General features: G+C 43.8%; 18 protein-coding genes. 17 read left to right on the forward strand and 1 reads right to left on the reverse strand.

All coding sequences use genetic code 11. The features are described 5' to 3' along the window. Nucleotides 1-52: 52 nt before the first annotated feature. Nucleotides 53-214, reverse strand: a complete 162-nt coding sequence (locus QWZ13_RS10590; RefSeq protein WP_290281747.1) for a hypothetical protein — start codon at nt 212-214, stop codon at nt 53-55. On the opposite strand from QWZ13_RS10590, the gene fliE reads away from it, so the two are divergent. The 17 genes from fliE to fliR all read left to right on the forward strand — a co-directional run bounded on the left by fliE (nt 214) and on the right by fliR (nt 15,163). Continuing rightward, nucleotides 214-657: a flagellar hook-basal body complex protein FliE gene (gene fliE, locus QWZ13_RS10595; protein WP_290283334.1), complete on the forward strand. Its 444-nt coding sequence runs from the start codon at nt 214-216 to the stop codon at nt 655-657. The two genes, QWZ13_RS10590 and fliE, sit on opposite strands and share 1 nt — an antisense overlap. 29 nt (nt 658-686) lie before the next feature. After that, nucleotides 687-2,456, forward strand: a complete 1,770-nt coding sequence (gene fliF, locus QWZ13_RS10600; protein ID WP_290281748.1) for a flagellar basal-body MS-ring/collar protein FliF — start codon at nt 687-689, stop codon at nt 2,454-2,456. Continuing rightward, nucleotides 2,449-3,504 (forward strand): flagellar motor switch protein FliG, encoded by a 1,056-nt coding sequence (gene fliG, locus QWZ13_RS10605; RefSeq protein ID WP_215999552.1) that lies wholly within the window; start codon nt 2,449-2,451, stop codon nt 3,502-3,504. Before fliF ends, fliG begins: the two co-directional genes overlap by 8 nt. Before the next feature lie 16 nt (nt 3,505-3,520). Beyond that, entirely contained in the window at nt 3,521-4,657 is a 1,137-nt protein-coding gene (locus QWZ13_RS10610) for a flagellar assembly protein FliH (protein WP_290281749.1), read from the forward strand. Continuing rightward, nucleotides 4,647-6,059: a flagellar protein export ATPase FliI gene (gene fliI / locus QWZ13_RS10615; RefSeq protein ID WP_215999554.1), complete on the forward strand. Its 1,413-nt coding sequence runs from the start codon at nt 4,647-4,649 to the stop codon at nt 6,057-6,059. The genes QWZ13_RS10610 and fliI overlap by 11 nt, the downstream gene beginning before the upstream one ends. After that, nucleotides 6,056-6,499: a flagellar export protein FliJ gene (fliJ, locus tag QWZ13_RS10620; protein ID WP_290281750.1), complete on the forward strand. Its 444-nt coding sequence runs from the start codon at nt 6,056-6,058 to the stop codon at nt 6,497-6,499. The genes fliI and fliJ overlap by 4 nt, the downstream gene beginning before the upstream one ends. Nucleotides 6,500-6,663: 164 nt before the next feature. After that, a complete protein-coding gene (locus QWZ13_RS10625; RefSeq protein ID WP_290281751.1) occupies nt 6,664-6,963 on the forward strand; it encodes an STAS domain-containing protein in 300 nt (99 codons plus the stop codon). Between the two features lie 33 nt (nt 6,964-6,996). Then, the gene (locus QWZ13_RS10630; RefSeq protein ID WP_290281752.1) at nt 6,997-8,679 is read left to right on the forward strand and encodes an ATP-binding SpoIIE family protein phosphatase; all 1,683 of its coding nucleotides are present in this window, start codon (nt 6,997-6,999) and stop codon (nt 8,677-8,679) included. Between the two features lie 5 nt (nt 8,680-8,684). Beyond that, nucleotides 8,685-9,017, forward strand: coding sequence for an Hpt domain-containing protein (locus tag QWZ13_RS10635; RefSeq protein WP_290281753.1), 333 nt, complete (start codon nt 8,685-8,687; stop codon nt 9,015-9,017). Nucleotides 9,018-9,085: 68 nt separating this feature from the next. After that, a complete protein-coding gene (locus QWZ13_RS10640) occupies nt 9,086-10,696 on the forward strand; it encodes a flagellar hook-length control protein FliK (protein ID WP_290281754.1) in 1,611 nt (536 codons plus the stop codon). A gap of 116 nt (nt 10,697-10,812) precedes the next feature. Further along, the gene (locus tag QWZ13_RS10645) at nt 10,813-11,349 is read left to right on the forward strand and encodes a flagellar basal body-associated FliL family protein (RefSeq protein ID WP_290281755.1); all 537 of its coding nucleotides are present in this window, start codon (nt 10,813-10,815) and stop codon (nt 11,347-11,349) included. Nucleotides 11,350-11,357: 8 nt separating this feature from the next. Beyond that, the gene (fliM, locus tag QWZ13_RS10650) at nt 11,358-12,437 is read left to right on the forward strand and encodes a flagellar motor switch protein FliM (RefSeq protein ID WP_290281756.1); all 1,080 of its coding nucleotides are present in this window, start codon (nt 11,358-11,360) and stop codon (nt 12,435-12,437) included. Beyond that, the gene (gene fliN / locus QWZ13_RS10655; RefSeq protein WP_290281757.1) at nt 12,430-12,918 is read left to right on the forward strand and encodes a flagellar motor switch protein FliN; all 489 of its coding nucleotides are present in this window, start codon (nt 12,430-12,432) and stop codon (nt 12,916-12,918) included. The genes fliM and fliN overlap by 8 nt, the downstream gene beginning before the upstream one ends. Beyond that, entirely contained in the window at nt 12,915-13,355 is a 441-nt protein-coding gene (gene fliO / locus QWZ13_RS10660; protein WP_290281758.1) for a flagellar biosynthetic protein FliO, read from the forward strand. The genes fliN and fliO overlap by 4 nt, the downstream gene beginning before the upstream one ends. Nucleotides 13,356-13,374: 19 nt before the next feature. Beyond that, complete coding sequence (fliP, locus tag QWZ13_RS10665; protein WP_290283336.1) at nt 13,375-14,103, forward strand: flagellar type III secretion system pore protein FliP; 729 nt, start codon at nt 13,375-13,377, stop codon at nt 14,101-14,103. Between the two features lie 10 nt (nt 14,104-14,113). Next, a complete protein-coding gene (locus tag QWZ13_RS10670) occupies nt 14,114-14,383 on the forward strand; it encodes a flagellar biosynthetic protein FliQ (protein WP_215999564.1) in 270 nt (89 codons plus the stop codon). Between the two features lie 3 nt (nt 14,384-14,386). After that, nucleotides 14,387-15,163: a flagellar biosynthetic protein FliR gene (gene fliR / locus QWZ13_RS10675; RefSeq protein ID WP_215999565.1), complete on the forward strand. Its 777-nt coding sequence runs from the start codon at nt 14,387-14,389 to the stop codon at nt 15,161-15,163. The last annotated feature ends 5 nt before the right edge of the window (nt 15,164-15,168 follow it).

Consider the following 15,168-nt stretch of genomic DNA (forward strand, 5'->3'; position numbering starts at 1 on the left):
AGAACGCCTAGCGTTCTTTTTTTGGTTCTAAAGATCTAAAAAATCTACACACCTAGTCTTTGAATGGCATGAAATTATTAAAAGCGGCTAAAGTTGGCCTGCCTATTGCAAAATCTATTACAGAAGCGGACAAATGTGAATGAATCGACAATTTGTTGGCAGTTTTGGAATGAATTCGAAGGGATCGTTCTGTATTTAGACTAAATTTTGACAATGGGCTGGTGGGTCATGGTAGATCGAGTGGATATTCAGAGTGTTTTAAATCAAATGCAAAACTTGCGCAGTCAGATGCAGGTTCCTGAGAGCGCTAATCCAACAAATACTCAATTTGCAAATACCGTTGAACAAATGCGTAAGCAAATTTCTTCTGCTGAACAACCTTCTTCATTAACAGACAATTCGGTACAAGATTCTGTAACACCAAAAGGTAATGTGCCTTCTTTTGGCGAAATGTTTAAAGATGCCGTTGATACGGTTAATGACAATCAAAAGGTAGCGGGTGATTTAGCCACGCGTTATGAAATGGGTGACCCCAAAGTTGATCTACCCGAAGTTATGATTGCCCTTCAAAAATCCAGTGTGTCATTTCAAGCCATGACCCAAGTTAGAAATAAGATGATTGAGGCCTATAAAGAAATCATCAATATGCCTTTATAAACTCGGCGTTATAAAGGAAAGGAAATATTATGACTGAAAATGTGCCCGTAGCTAATGCGAATCAAATGTCTGAAGACTCAGTGAGCCAACAGGTTCCGCAAACTTCTTCAAATGCTCAAGGCATGGCGACTGAGCGAACTGAATTAATCGATAAAGATGAGTCCAGTATTTCGGCGATGCATCCAATAGTAGTGGGTTTCAACAAGCTCACTATGATGCGGCAATTTGGCTTACTGATCGGGTTAGCAGCCAGTATTGCACTGGGTTTAGGTATTGTACTTTGGTCTCAGAAAGAGTCTTATAGGCCATTGATGAATAGCAACAACAGCTACGACGCTCGTGAGCTTATCGAAGTGTTGCAATCGAATAAAATTGATTTTGACATCGATCCAGCCAGCGGTGTTTTGCTAGTTCGGCAAGATGATTTACATCAAGCTCGCCTGCTAGTTGCAGGTGCTGGTTTGTCGGATGATCAAACGGTCGGTTACGAGTTGCTTGACCAAGACCAGCCGTTAGGCCAATCTCAGTTTATGGAAAATGCACGTTACCTAAGAAGCCTAGAAGGTGAGCTTGCTCGTACTATTACTGCCATTAATCAAGTGAAGTCGGCTCGCGTTCATTTGGCCATTCCTAAACGGTCTGTATTTGTTCGTGATCAACGTGTTCCCACTGCATCGGTTTTCGCTGAGCTATACGCCGGTGCCGAATTAGATTCAAACTCTGTCAAAGCCATTCGAAACTTAGTGGCCACTTCCATTCCTGAAATGGATGCTAACGATGTGTCGATAGTTGATCAACGGGGAAGACTGCTCAGTGATGATGAGAAAAACCTCGAAGAGGAAATGACCAATCGGCAATTTGAATATCAACGTAAGGTTGAAGAAAGCCTGTTGGCGCGAGTCAATTCGATTTTAGCGCCAATCATTGGCACCAATAAATTTCAGGCAGAAGTTTCTGCTGATATCGATTTTACTAAAGTTGAGCAAGCAGAAGAGTTTTATAACCCCGATCTCATTGCCTTGCGCAGTGAACAAACCATTGCTGAAGAGCGCGTCGGTGAAGATCCTGGTGGCATTCCAGGTGCGTTATCTAACCAGCCGCCAACCGATGCTGAAGGTCCTGAAGTTACGGGCGCAGGCGCAGGCGCAACGGCACCTCCTACTTCGACTAGAAACGAAGCCACGCGTAATTATGAGGTAGATCGAACGTTAAGCTTCACACAGTTTCAGCAAGGTCGCGTTCGTCGTTTAACGGTCGCCGTTGTGGTGGATGACATTACCGCGACAGACCCTGAAACCGGAGAAGAGGTTGCGCAATCATGGGATGAAGAGTCAATTCTTCGCTTGCGAACACTGGTTCAAGACGCCGTGGGCTATGATCCTGCCCGTGGTGACAGTATTAATGTTATCAATTCGGCCTTTTTATCTACCGATGGTGATATTGAAGAGCCAGCCTTCTATACTCAACCTTGGTTCTGGGATATTGCCAAACAGCTATTTGCAGGCATCTTCGTTTTAGCGATGGTATTTGGAGTGCTCAGACCCGCCGTGAAAAATATTCTTTCACGAGGTGAAGATGAAATTTCTGGCACGGAGGAAGACGCAGCCTTGGCCGATTTAGACGTCGATGAAGATTTAATTTCTGATGATCGTGTCAGTTTAAGTAGTGTAGATGAGTTTACACTGCCAGGGCCGTCTGAAAGTTTTGAACGTCAACTTGATGCACTTAGAGGGCTCATCGCTGAAGACCCTGCGAGAGTCGCATTAGTATTGAAAAGGTGGGTAATGTCTAATGACTGAGAATAGAAACTTACCAGCTACCCAAGATGGCGAAGACCTGTCGAAGATACTTGATGGCGTCACTATGCAAACGCGTGCGGCTATGTTGTTAATGAGTGTCGGTGAGCAAGATGCCGCCGAAGTGCTAAAACATATGGGCCCCAAAGAGGTTCAGCGCGTGGGTACGGCTATGTCGACCATGCCAGAAGTAAAGCAAGACCAAATTGAAGGCGTGGTTCGATTGTTTTTAGAAGAAGTAGGTGGCCAAACCAGTTTGGGTATGGGCGCTAATGATTATATTAAGAATATGTTGACTCAAGCACTGGGTGAAGACAAAGCGGCTGGCCTTATAGATCGCATCTTATTAGGCGGCAATACCACAGGGTTGGATACATTAAAATGGATGGAACCTAGAGCGGTTGCCGACATCATTCGAAATGAGCACCCTCAGATTCAAACCATTGTTATTGCTTATCTAGAGCCCGATCAATCTTCGGAAATTCTTGCGCAATTCCCCGAAAAAGTTCGACTAGACATTATCATGCGTGTAGCCGCCTTAGAATCAGTTCAACCTTCTGCTTTGCAAGAGCTTAACGCAATTTTAGAAAAACAGTTCTCAGCCAGTGCCGGAACACAAGCGCAAAGCTTAGGTGGCGTGAAAACCGCTGCAGAAATTATGAACTTCCTAGAATCTGGCGTAGAAGCCGAAATTATGGATGGTATTAAAGAAGTGGATGAAGACCTGGCCACTGAAATATCAGACCTAATGTTCGTGTTTGATAACCTGATCGATGTGGATGATCGAGGTATTCAAGGTTTACTTCGAGAAGTCTCAACCGATTCACTCAAAATTGCGCTTCGCGGCGCCGACTCCAGTTTGGCCGAGAAAATTTTGGGCAACATGTCGAAACGTGCGGCTGAAATTTTACGAGACGATATGGAAGCCATGGGGCCTGTTAAAGTATCTGAAGTTGAAGTGGCACAGAAAGAAATTCTTGGTATCGCTCGCCGTATGTCAGATGCAGGTGAAATTGCACTTGGCGGAGCGGGTGGCGAAGACATGTTGTAGTGAAGGGTTTAACTAAATGAGCACTACAAAAAAAAAGGTGATGCGAGATGCCTCAGGGGTCAGTGAATTAAACCTACCCAAGTGGGACAAAAATGGCAATGCGGTTCAATCACCCGAGCCCAAAAAACCAACGGCTAAGGTTATTCCCACTGTTACGCCTGATATCGAAGAAGAGTCTATCAGTGCACCAACAGTGAAGGAGCTTGAAAAAATTCGTGAAGACGCCTACAACGAAGGGTTTGAGCAGGGTTACGAGCAAGGGCTTAAACAAGGCAACACTGAAGGGCATACTCAAGGGCTAGAAAAAGGCTTAGAAGAGGGTAAAGAGAAAGGTTTAGCGGAAGGCCGTGAAACTGGGCATGCACAAGCTCTAGCCGAAGGAAAGGCTGAAACGGCAAAGGCATTGGAGGTGTTTAAAAGCATTTCGAGCGCTCTGCAAGAATATCGCACCGAGGATGAGCTTGAAATAGAGAAAGCACTCGGGGTGTTAGCCGTCAAAATTGCTCGGCAGGTAGTTCAAGATGAGCTGCGAACCAAACCTAGCCACATTAAGCAGGTCGTACATGCTGCAGTTCAAGCATTGCCAAACCCAGACGAGAAACTCACATTACGCATAAACCCAGTCGATTTAGAGTTTGTGAAATCGACCGCCGAAACAAATTGGCAGCTGCAATCAGATGAAGCCATTCGTTCAGGTGGCTGTACGGTAAAAAGCGGATTTAGCTATGTTGACTACACGTTAGAACATCGATTTGAAACGGCTGTAAAACAGCTCATTAATCATATTGAAGTCGATGTGCCTGAACAAAAAATCTCTCAACCAATATCGGACGATTATCTCCTTGATAATACCTTACCTGAAGTGGCAGCCGTTGATGAGGCTGAAACTCAAGATGTCGATATTGGCGACGAACAACTCGACTATTCGAGTGACACTAAAATGGAACCAAAAAATGAAGCCAATGCTCCAGAGTCCAGTGGCGAAAGTGGTGAAACAGAGAATGAGCAATATTCAGCATCGCCCGATATAAACACAGATTCAGAAACCACTGCGCCGGTTGAAAGCAGTACAGATAAAGAGCTTGATGACACGGCTGATGGGCCTGTTGAAACAGGTTTATCGCCTCAAGAAAGTGATGATCATGAGCCATAGGTTTTCAGATTACTTAGCGGATTGTGAGCATTTTGTGGCGCACGCAGTAGAGCCAGTTTGCCAAGGCCGCTTAACCCGAATGGTCGGTCTAACGCTCGAAGCCGTGGGGTTAAGCGTCGCGATTGGTCAGCGTTGCCAGGTTATTGATCATCATCAAACGGTAGAAGCAGAAGTTGTTGGCTTTCAAGATGACAAAACATTCTTAATGCCGGTGCAGGCTGCTCATAATTTAAGAGCGGGCTCTAAAGTTATTCCATTGGAGTCGGCAAACGATCTGGTAATCGGCGAAGAAATGCTCGGTCGGGTAGTAAATGGCTTTGGTGAGCCCATTGATGGCAAAGGCCCTTTACGATGTCGAGAAAATCAAAGTTTAAACGGATCCTATATTAACCCGCTTCATCGTCAACCCATTCGAGAGCCTCTGGATGTAGGTATACGGTCTATTAATGCCATGTTAACGGTAGGCCGAGGTCAACGCTTGGGGTTATTCGCGGGTTCAGGTGTGGGTAAATCGGTGTTATTAGGCATGATGACTCGATTTACAACGGCAGACATCACAATCGTTGGGTTGATCGGTGAGCGTGGCCGAGAAGTAAAAGAGTTTATTGAAGAAATACTTGGAGAAGAGGGTCTAGCGAGGAGCATTATTGTCGCATCGCCTGCCGACGATGCACCACTTTTAAGGTTAAGAGCCGCTCAATACACGACCGCCATTGCGGAATACTTTCGTGCCCAAGGGAAGTCGGTTCTCTTGCTAATGGATTCTCTCACTCGGTATGCCCAAGCACAACGAGAAATAGCGCTAGCGGTTGGAGAACCTCCGGCCACCAAAGGTTACCCACCTTCGGTATTTGCACGGATTCCTCAGTTAGTTGAACGGGCAGGTAATGCCGAAGAAGGCGGAGGTTCTATCACGGCCTTTTATACAGTTTTAACAGAAGGGGATGATCAACAAGACCCCGTAGCCGATGCGTCTCGTGCCATATTAGATGGACACTTTGTGCTGAATCGAAAGCTCGCCGAAGAAGGTCATTACCCTGCGATCGATATCGAACAAAGCATTTCACGTGTGATGCCGCAAGTGGTTAGCGCAGAGCACTTACAGGTGGCGCAAAAGGCGAAGCAATTGTGGGCCACCTATGCTCAAAATAAAGATTTAATTTCCATTGGTGCCTATCAAGCAGGCTCCAACCAAGAAATAGATCAAGCGGTAAAAATGCAGCCGATCATTAGAGACTTTTTACGGCAAGGATTAAAAGAGCAGGTTACTTATGAACAATCTTCAGCACTGCTGAAAGGGATGTTGCAAGGTGGTGCGCCTGCCACAGCCCAGCAAACAGGATTAAAAGGTGGTCGCCCGCTACGAGGTGCGAAACCGACCGCACGGGGTAACCCACAATGAAACGCTCAGAACGGTTAAAAGTAATAGAAACCCTTGCTAAACAAAGAGAAGACCAGGCCGCTGCCGCTCTTGGGCAAATAAGAGCACAAGTAGAAGCCGAAGAAGGGCGCTATAAAGAGCTTGAATCGTATCGAGCAGAATACCTCGGTTATTTAGATGGCCAAGGTGGCCAGGGCATCAGTATTGAGCAGTGGCGACGAACGCAGGGATTCATTGATCAGTTGGGTGATTTAATGGTACGCCAACAAAACGCCGTTGCTCAGTGGAAAGAACGAGAAGACCAAGTCTTGCAAAAGTGGCAAGCGCTTTATCAAAAACGCAAAAATATCGCGAAGTTTATTGAAGGTATCTCAATTGAAGAAGTGATAGCGGCCGATAAGCAAGAACAACAGGCAATAGATGAGTTAGTATCGATGAGATATGGTCAGGAAGGGCCCTAGATGAAAGAGACTTGTGTAAATGAAGCCTAGAAACTTGAAACACAGTTAAATGCAGGTAATATTGTGCTAGATTAGGAATTTATTAATATGTGCCAAGAATATGGCAACTTTAATGAAAGCATCTACACTAATAAAAATTAGTTGTTTATCAATAAGGAAAAGGTATGGCCGTCACAGCGACAACTACCGACAGTACAATTATAATTAAAGTATCTGGGCGATTCGATTTTAGCTCGCATCAGGAATTTCGCCAAATTTATGAAACCGTCTCTGATGACATCAAGTCATACACGGTCGATATGGCTGAAGCGACCTATTTAGATAGCTCTGCTCTAGGTATGTTGCTGCTTATGCGTGATCACGCAGGTGGGGACAACTCTCAAATTGATATCATTAATTGTAACGACGACGTTAAAAAAATTCTTACAATTAGTAATTTTGGTCAGCTGTTTAATATCAGTTAATCACCATATCCCTTCTAAAAACGGGCCGGTTTTATGTCTAACGCACTCAATATACTTATTGCGGACGATAATGAAACCGACCGTCTTATATTGCAAAAAATTGTCGAAAAAGAAGGTCATCAGGTTGTTTTAGCTCAAAATGGCCAAGAAGCTATTGATCGATTTGTCGAACATAAGCCCGACTTGATCCTGCTTGATGTCATGATGCCTGTTCTCGATGGTCTCGAAGCTGCAAGACGCATAAAATCATTACTTGTCGATGATTTAGTCCCCATAATTTTCCTTACATCGCTTCAAGATGCTTCGTCCTTGGCGGAATGTTTGGAAGCAGGTGGCGATGACTTTCTGAGCAAGCCTTACAACCGTATTATCTTGAAGGCAAAGATTATGGCGTTTGGGCGAATGCGCGTGATGCATGAAAAGCTCCAAGTCCATAATCGGCAAATGCTAATCGAGCAGCAAGTAGCCAAAACCATTTTTGACAATGTGGCCCATTCGGGCTGTTTAAATTTAGATAATATCCGCTACAGCCTATCACCGCTCTCTGTTTTTAACGGAGATACGGTATTGGCCGAACGTAAACCAGATGGTGGTATTCACCTCTTTTTAGGCGATTTTACCGGTCACGGATTACCTGCCGCGATAGGCGCCATGCCATTAGCAGAAATATTTTATGGCATGACCGCAAAAGGTTTTTCAGTAGACGACATATTGCGTGAAATTAACAGTCGATTACAAAGCATATTGCCCGTGGGTGTTTTTTGCTGTGGTTGCTTCGTTGAATTAGATCTCTTCGAAAAGAAAGCTCGGATATGGTTAGGTGGACTGCCCGATATAGTCATGTACCGCAATAAATCACAGAGCTTTGAAACGTTGCCCTCTAATAATTTGCCATTAGGGGTGTTGTCTTCTAGTAAATTTGCTCCAGTAATCGTTGAAGTTTCCATGGATAACGATGATGAGCTTTTTGTTTGGTCCGACGGAATTATTGAGTCGCGCAACTCAGATAATGAAATGTTTGGGGAAGAGCGATTACTCGAGATATTTAAACGCTCGAAAGACCAATCTACCTTATTTGATACAATTCTAAATCAAGTGGATCAGTTCGTATCGACCGCTAGCGTGGAAGATGACCTTACCTTGGCGACTATAAAAATGATTGATATGGACTCAATTGGGTTGCCTGATTTTGAAAGTACCCGAGGCTCTTTGGTGGGTCCACAAGAGTGGGACTTTGATTACTACCTGCGTGGACAATCACTCAAAAGTTTTAACCCGTTGCCTATGATTCTAAATATCCTGACGGAAGTTGAAGGTCTTCGCAGCTTAAGTGGACAGCTCTATACCTTGATGGCTGAATTATATTCTAATGCGCTGGAACATGGTGTATTGGGCTTAGATTCAAAAGTGAAAGCTTCTTCCGATGGGTTTCAAAAGTATTATTTAGAGCGCGAATCAAAACTGGAAGCGCTTACAGAAGGGTTCGTTAGAATTTCGATAAAACATATACCTGTAGAAGGAGGAGGCGAGCTGGTCTTGCAGATAGAAGACAGTGGTCCTGGGTTTAATCATCAAGCTTTTATGCAAAAAGACACGCCATTAGAAGGCTATACAGGACGAGGCATTCCATTAATTAGAGGAATTTGTCGCGAATTTAATTACAATGGTTCGGGTAACAAGGTCACAGCAACGTTGACCTGGAATCAAAAAGGATAAATTCCATGTTCGATGAAGAAGTACTCAATGATTTAAAGGATTTATTAGAGGAAGACTTTAGCCAGTTAATAAATGCTTATGTTCGAGATTTAAAACTAAAAGTGCCTAAAATGATAGAAAGTCTCGAAACTGGCGATATTGCTGAGGTACAAAGCCTTTCTCATAGTTTAAAAGGGGCCAGTAAAAATATTGGTGTGCGAAAGTTTTCTGAATCTTGCAGTGCCATAGAGCAACTGGCTAAACAATCCGAGGTAGATGAGTTGAAAAACCTCATTCCATTAGCTCAACAGCAAGCGTTAGAGTTATCCGATAAATTGTCGGAGTTATATTTAAGCTAAAAAAACCAAAGTGGCCTTGTTATTGCAAATTACACTTAAGTAATAACATCTGTAAGGCTGAAACCTACATGATAAACCTACAAAATGGTGTCGCACTGAGCGAGCCAAACTCTTCTGGTAACCCCATTATAAGCGGGGGCGCGCAACTTTCGAGTGATCTGAAACCACAAGGGCCGACAACGTTTGAAGCGGCCTTTCAGACCTCCAAAAGCGAACAACTTTCGCCGCCCAATGTGAAAAAACTTGCCGTTGCCGTATTGCAAGCCAACGAATCGGCTCCTTTAGATGCGCCCTCTAAGGCATTGCTGTCCTCTTTGTCCTCTGAAGAGTTGATGCAATTATTAATGACCCAATCTGAATCTTCTATCTCTACTGAGCCTGCTGAAATACCTGAGTCGCTCCAAGAGTGGATAGCCGCCGAAACGGGCGCTAATCAAACGATAGACCCTCTAAAAGTGAACAAACTTGGTGTAAGTGCTCAGGCTGAAGGCGAAAGAGCCAATGAATTAGCCAACACAGCTTTAACTTTAGAATCCGAATCAGTTGCGAGTACAGTCGCGCCAAGTGAAGCGTTGAACAAAGAAGGGAAGTCTGTGGTTGATGGGTCAGCGTTGGCTGAAAAGGTAGGTGATCATTCCGTTTTGATGTCGGGCGAAAATTCAGCTGACGCCGGTGTACGTGTCGAACTCGAAACAGGTCATTCGCAACAAATGCAAAGCACGCTGTTAAGTAATGAAGACGGAATAAATGTTTTAACAGACGATGAAAAACTTGACGCAGAATTTCATAAACTTCAAACAAAATTGGGTGCGGAAGATGAGACTGGTCACAGTAACGTCACAAACATGACCGACGGTGAGACGGTGGTTCAATCTAGGAATCAAAACCTAGAGAATAAACAAACCGTTAAAGAGTCCATAGGTTTTCAGAGTGAAAGTCAGAAGGGATCCAACAAAATCGATGTGTCGGCTGTAGTGGAGCCAAAAGCGAAACCTGATTCAGAAATAAAGCCCTTAAGTATATTGGTTAGTTCAAGTGAACCGAAAACAACCGAAGAGCTTAAGTCACCCTTTATTGAGAACTCAACAGCGAAGTCTACCGAGAAACCACCAGAGACGAAAATATCGGACGTAATGATGAATTTTGCGGGTAACAAAGAACAAGAGCCTGACACTACGTCGCTGGTACGACCCATGAATCCTAACGAGCCGGTTAAAATAGAGCGAGTTCCGCAAGAGTTACCTCAGGCGCAAGCACTATTGCAAAAAGCAATCAAATTGCCTGAAGTTATACCGACGTTGAGTGATCGTATTCACACCATGATTAAAAAAGATATTCAACATGGTTTTATAAGATTAGATCCACCGGAGCTGGGAGCGTTAGAAGTCCGAATTCAGGTCACACAGGAAACCACTCAGATACAAATTGTGAGTCAATCGCCACAGGTTAGAGAAGCATTAGAATCTCAAAGTATAAGGTTGCGGGAATCGTTGGCTGAACAAGGATTAACGTTAGCTGACCTGGATGTCAGTGATCAGTCTTCTCAGGGTGCTGAAAATTCATCTGAAGATGGTCAAGATAACCACGCTAACGCGGATGATGACGAGATTGACAGCCAAAATATTGACTCAGAAGTTTCAAGTCAGTCGACAAATGGCCTAGTTGATCATTACGTATAAGCTAGAAAGCTGGATATACAGCCGTTTAACGCTACACTATGCAACATGAGTGTTTCTGGCGCGCAGCTTGCTAGAAAGAATCCAATGAACCACATTTATGGGTATGAGGTAGTTCGATGGCAGATGAAGAGCCAATTGAAGAAGTCGAAGAAGAGGGTGAGAAAAAGGGTGGTGGACTAAAGAAGATCATCATGATTGTGGTGGGCTTTTTATTAGTTTCAGGGCTATCAGCTGGAGGCATGTGGTTTTTTCTAAAAGATAAACTAGCCGACCCTGAAGCCGCAGCTATAGATGAAATCCCGATGGAAGAACCCATCACAACACCTGAAAACGGTGAAGCTATTTATCATGCGCTGCAACCCGCTTTCATTATTAACTTTAACACAAATGGCAAATCTCGATTTTTACAGACGGAGTTGACGGTATTAACCCGAGACCCAGAAAGCATCGAAGTAATGATTTTGCATAATCCATTAATTCGTAACAACTTGTTAGATGTTTTTACGTTGCACAATTTTGATGAATTAATGACGGCTGAAGGCAAAATGGCTTTAGCTGAAGATTTAACCAAAACCATACAAGATATATTGGTAAAAGAAATGGGTCGACCTGGTATTGAATCCATTTTATTTCGCAGCTTTGTAATGCAATAGGAAACAGTGTGCAAGATTTACTCTCGCAAGACGAAATTGACGCGCTCTTACACGGTATCGACGATGGTGCTGTGGACGACGACGACGGTGGTGATGTTGAAGGCGTAAAATCTTATGATTTAACCAGTCAAGATCGCATTGTTCGTGGTCGAATGCCAACGCTCGAAATGATAAACGAGCGGTTTGCGCGTTATACACGTATCAGCATGTTCAACTTTTTGCGACGCAGCGCTGATGTCGCAACTGGCGGCATACAAATATTGAAGTTTGGCGAGTATATCCACACACTTTATGTACCGACCAGTTTAAACTTGGTCAAAGTGCGTCCTTTACGGGGTACCGCTTTGTTTATTTTAGACGCAAAGTTGGTGTTTAAATTGGTTGATAACTTTTTTGGTGGCGATGGCCGGCACGCAAAAATTGAAGGTCGGGAATTTACGCCAACAGAAATACGTGTTGTACAAATGGTGTTATCTCAAGTTTTCCAAGATATGAAAGAGGCTTGGGGCGCCGTACTCGATGTTGAATTTGAGTATGTTTCCAGTGAGGTAAACCCATCAATGGCTAACATTGTTTCGCCAAGTGAAGTGGTCGTGGTAAGCACTTTTCATATTGAACTCGATGGTGGTGGTGGTGATTTACACATGACCTTGCCGTATTCGATGATTGAGCCCGTCCGAGAAGTATTGGATGCTGGTGTTCAGTCGGACATCGATGAAATTGATGATCGATGGGTAGAATCGTTACGGCATGATATTTTAGGCGCTAAAGTACCGACAAATGCAACCATAGTTGAACGTGAGATTAAACTGGGTGAATTGGTCGATTTGCAGCCAGGAGACATCATACCGATCGATATGCCTCCGACCATTACCTTTAAGGCAAACAGCATTCCATTGTTTGAAACAAAACTAGGGCAGTGTGGTGAAAATTTAGCGTTAAAAGTTGAACGTAACGTGAGTGGACCCAGCCGAGACATTGGTGATATGAAATCAAGATTACTGGGAATGCGCCGGAAAAAACGCGATGAACATGCAGTAGAAGTTATGGCCGATGCCGTAAAGGAAGAGGACGAGAGCAATGAGTGAAGAAGACAATAAAGATCAAGAAACAAACGAAGCTGGCTCTGATATAGATGTTGATGCGCTTGTCGATGAAGTTGCTGGTGGTGCCGAAGATAATGCGCTGGCCGATGAATGGGCCGCCGCGATGGAAGAGTCTGGTGATTCAGAAACAGATTCAGACGATGCGCAACCAGCGCCATTAGAGCAGTTTGATAGCACGCCTGCCGGTGATTTTAGCGAATCAAACCCTAACCTTGATGTCATTTTAGATATTCCAGTAACTATTTCGATGGAAGTCGGGGCGACACAAATACCTATCCGTAACCTATTACAATTGAACCAAGGCAGTGTTATTGAACTTGACCGGCTTGCGGGGGAACCGCTCGATGTTTTAGTGAATGGTCGATTAATTGCTCATGGAGAAGTGGTCATGGTCAATGAAAAGTTCGGTATTCGTTTAACCGATGTTGTCAGTCAGCAAGAACGAGTACAACGATTGCAATGAAGATATTTATCGTTTTAATCATGGGAGTTTTGACGTCGGCACAAAGCATAGCCGCGCCGCTTAACTATACGAGTAGCCAAGATTATGTGAAAGTATTTTTAATGCTGATATTAATAGTTGGCCTTATCTTTGCGTGTGCATGGTTAGTGCGACGGATGTCTGGCGGTTTGAGTGTAAACCAGCGCCACATTCAAGTGCTATCGGTAATGCCGTTAGGTACACGTGAAAAGCTAATGATAATAAAAGCGGCTCATGAAACCTTACTCATTGGAGTAACGCCTAATGGCATAAACACGCTTCATCGTTACGACGAACCGATAGACTTGAATGATGCGATACAACGCAGTCCGTTTGCAGATCGATTAAAAGGTTTGTTAAAAGGTGATGAGCGTGACTCAAGTTCTACCAATCAGGATAACACTTCTCAAGGTACTTAAAGGCTTTTTAGCTTCACCGCTGCTCATTACAGGTGTAGTTTTTTTTCTCTCCCAAATAGCAAACGCAGCTGGTATTCCGGCCGTAACCCTCGAAACAAACGAGGAAGGCGGTACGCAATATTCAGTGACCATCCAAATTTTGGCCATCATGACGGCCTTAACTTTTATTCCGGCCATTCTGATGATGATGACGAGCTTTACTCGCATCGTTGTCGTGTTTGCTATTTTGCGCCAAGCCATCGGTTTGCAACAAACGCCTTCGAATCAAATGCTCATTGGTTTAGCCTTGTTTCTGACGTTTTTTATAATGTCTCCAGTTTTTTATCAAGTAAACGAAGAAGCCATACAACCCTATATTGCTGAAGAAATTTTGCCGTTAGAAGCTATTGATCGTGCGGTTGTTCCATTTAGGACTTTCATGTTAGCGCAAACTCGCGAAACAGATTTAAACATGTTTGTTCGCATAGCAGGGGAGGAAGGGTCTTTTGCAAGCCCAGAAGAGGTTCCACTCAATATCTTATTGCCTTCCTTTGTAACCAGTGAATTGAAAACGGCTTTTCAAATTGGTTTTTTGTTATTCATCCCATTTTTAATTATAGATCTTGTTGTGGCCTCAATTCTTATGGCTATGGGTATGATGATGCTTTCGCCCATTATTATTTCGTTGCCCTTTAAAATAATGTTATTTGTGTTAGTTGACGGTTGGGCCATGGTGATGGGCTCTGTGGCCGCTTCCTTTAATATGTAAGGAGAAAATTATGGATGCAATGAATATAGGTGATCTCTTCTCCGAAGCGCTATTTATAGTTGTTTTAATAGTTGTGATCGTAATATTGCCGAGTTTAATTATTGGCTTAGTGGTCGCAACGTTTCAAGCGGCGACGCAGATTAATGAGCAAACATTGAGCTTTTTACCACGTTTAGTGGTCACGTTAATGATGCTAATTTTCGCAGGCCCTTATTTAGTGGGTAAAGTGACCGATTATGCAAATGCGATATTTTTAAACATTCCGACCTTGATAGGTTAAGTGATGTTATATGTCACCGATGAAGTGATTGCGAGCTGGGTAAGCCATTTTTTATGGCCGTTTTTTCGACTCAGTGGGTTTTTAGTCATCGTACCGATTATGGGGTCTAGGTTAGTGCCCGCGCGAGTTCGAATCAGTTTAGCATTCTTGATGACATTGATCATCTATCCACTGATGCCTGCTATGCCAGTTATAGAAGCCGTCAACCTACAAAACTTCATCATGATAGCTGAGCAAATAATTATCGGTACGACATTAGGCTTTATTGTATTAATGATGATGCAAGTCTTTGTACTGGCCGGTCAAACGATCTCAATGCAAATGGGCTTGGGGTTTGCGTCGATGGTAGACCCAAGTAACGGCATTTCTGTAGCGGTATTATCGCAATGGTATCAGGTGCTAGTAACCTTAGTGTTCTTAGCGATCAATGGTCATCTTTTGGTCCTCGAAGTTGTCATAGATTCATTCTATACCTTGCCAATCGGTGAAGGTTTGTTTGGCGCTGATCAATGGCGAGTGCTCGCCGAATTTGGTTCTTGGCTCTACAAGGCTTCTTTAACGTTGGCGTTACCAGCAATAACAGCATTACTGTTGGTAAATTTGGCGTTTGGTGTAATGACCCGTGCAGCACCTCAGCTTAACGTTTTTGCGTTGGGTTTTCCTGTCACCATGATGACAGGATTGGTGATTGTTTGGGTCAGCTATGCCGCCGCGGCACCGCTGGTTGAGCAATTTTTAGAAACACATGTTTCACTTATGCGTGCGCTCATAAGATTTTAAGGAAC

The organism is Reinekea marina (assembly GCF_030409715.1).
Lineage (GTDB): Bacteria > Pseudomonadota > Gammaproteobacteria > Pseudomonadales > Natronospirillaceae > Reinekea > Reinekea marina.

Excerpts from the sequence above, each read along its gene's own strand:
- QWZ13_RS10635 (WP_290281753.1), top strand. The coding sequence starts at position 8,685 with ATGTTCGATGAAGAAGTACTCAATGATTTAAAGGATTTATTAGAGGAA.
- fliF (WP_290281748.1), top strand. The coding sequence starts at position 687 with ATGACTGAAAATGTGCCCGTAGCTAATGCGAATCAAATGTCTGAAGAC.
- fliO (WP_290281758.1), top strand. The coding sequence starts at position 12,915 with ATGAAGATATTTATCGTTTTAATCATGGGAGTTTTGACGTCGGCACAA.
- QWZ13_RS10625 (WP_290281751.1), top strand. The coding sequence starts at position 6,664 with ATGGCCGTCACAGCGACAACTACCGACAGTACAATTATAATTAAAGTA.
- fliI (WP_215999554.1), top strand. The coding sequence starts at position 4,647 with ATGAGCCATAGGTTTTCAGATTACTTAGCGGATTGTGAGCATTTTGTG.
- QWZ13_RS10640 (WP_290281754.1), top strand. The coding sequence starts at position 9,086 with ATGATAAACCTACAAAATGGTGTCGCACTGAGCGAGCCAAACTCTTCT.
- QWZ13_RS10645 (WP_290281755.1), top strand. The coding sequence starts at position 10,813 with ATGGCAGATGAAGAGCCAATTGAAGAAGTCGAAGAAGAGGGTGAGAAA.
- fliE (WP_290283334.1), top strand. The coding sequence starts at position 214 with ATGGGCTGGTGGGTCATGGTAGATCGAGTGGATATTCAGAGTGTTTTA.
- fliN (WP_290281757.1), top strand. The coding sequence starts at position 12,430 with ATGAGTGAAGAAGACAATAAAGATCAAGAAACAAACGAAGCTGGCTCT.
- fliG (WP_215999552.1), top strand. The coding sequence starts at position 2,449 with ATGACTGAGAATAGAAACTTACCAGCTACCCAAGATGGCGAAGACCTG.
- QWZ13_RS10670 (WP_215999564.1), top strand. The coding sequence starts at position 14,114 with ATGGATGCAATGAATATAGGTGATCTCTTCTCCGAAGCGCTATTTATA.
- QWZ13_RS10610 (WP_290281749.1), top strand. The coding sequence starts at position 3,521 with ATGAGCACTACAAAAAAAAAGGTGATGCGAGATGCCTCAGGGGTCAGT.
- fliR (WP_215999565.1), top strand. The coding sequence starts at position 14,387 with ATGTTATATGTCACCGATGAAGTGATTGCGAGCTGGGTAAGCCATTTT.
- QWZ13_RS10630 (WP_290281752.1), top strand. The coding sequence starts at position 6,997 with ATGTCTAACGCACTCAATATACTTATTGCGGACGATAATGAAACCGAC.
- fliJ (WP_290281750.1), top strand. The coding sequence starts at position 6,056 with ATGAAACGCTCAGAACGGTTAAAAGTAATAGAAACCCTTGCTAAACAA.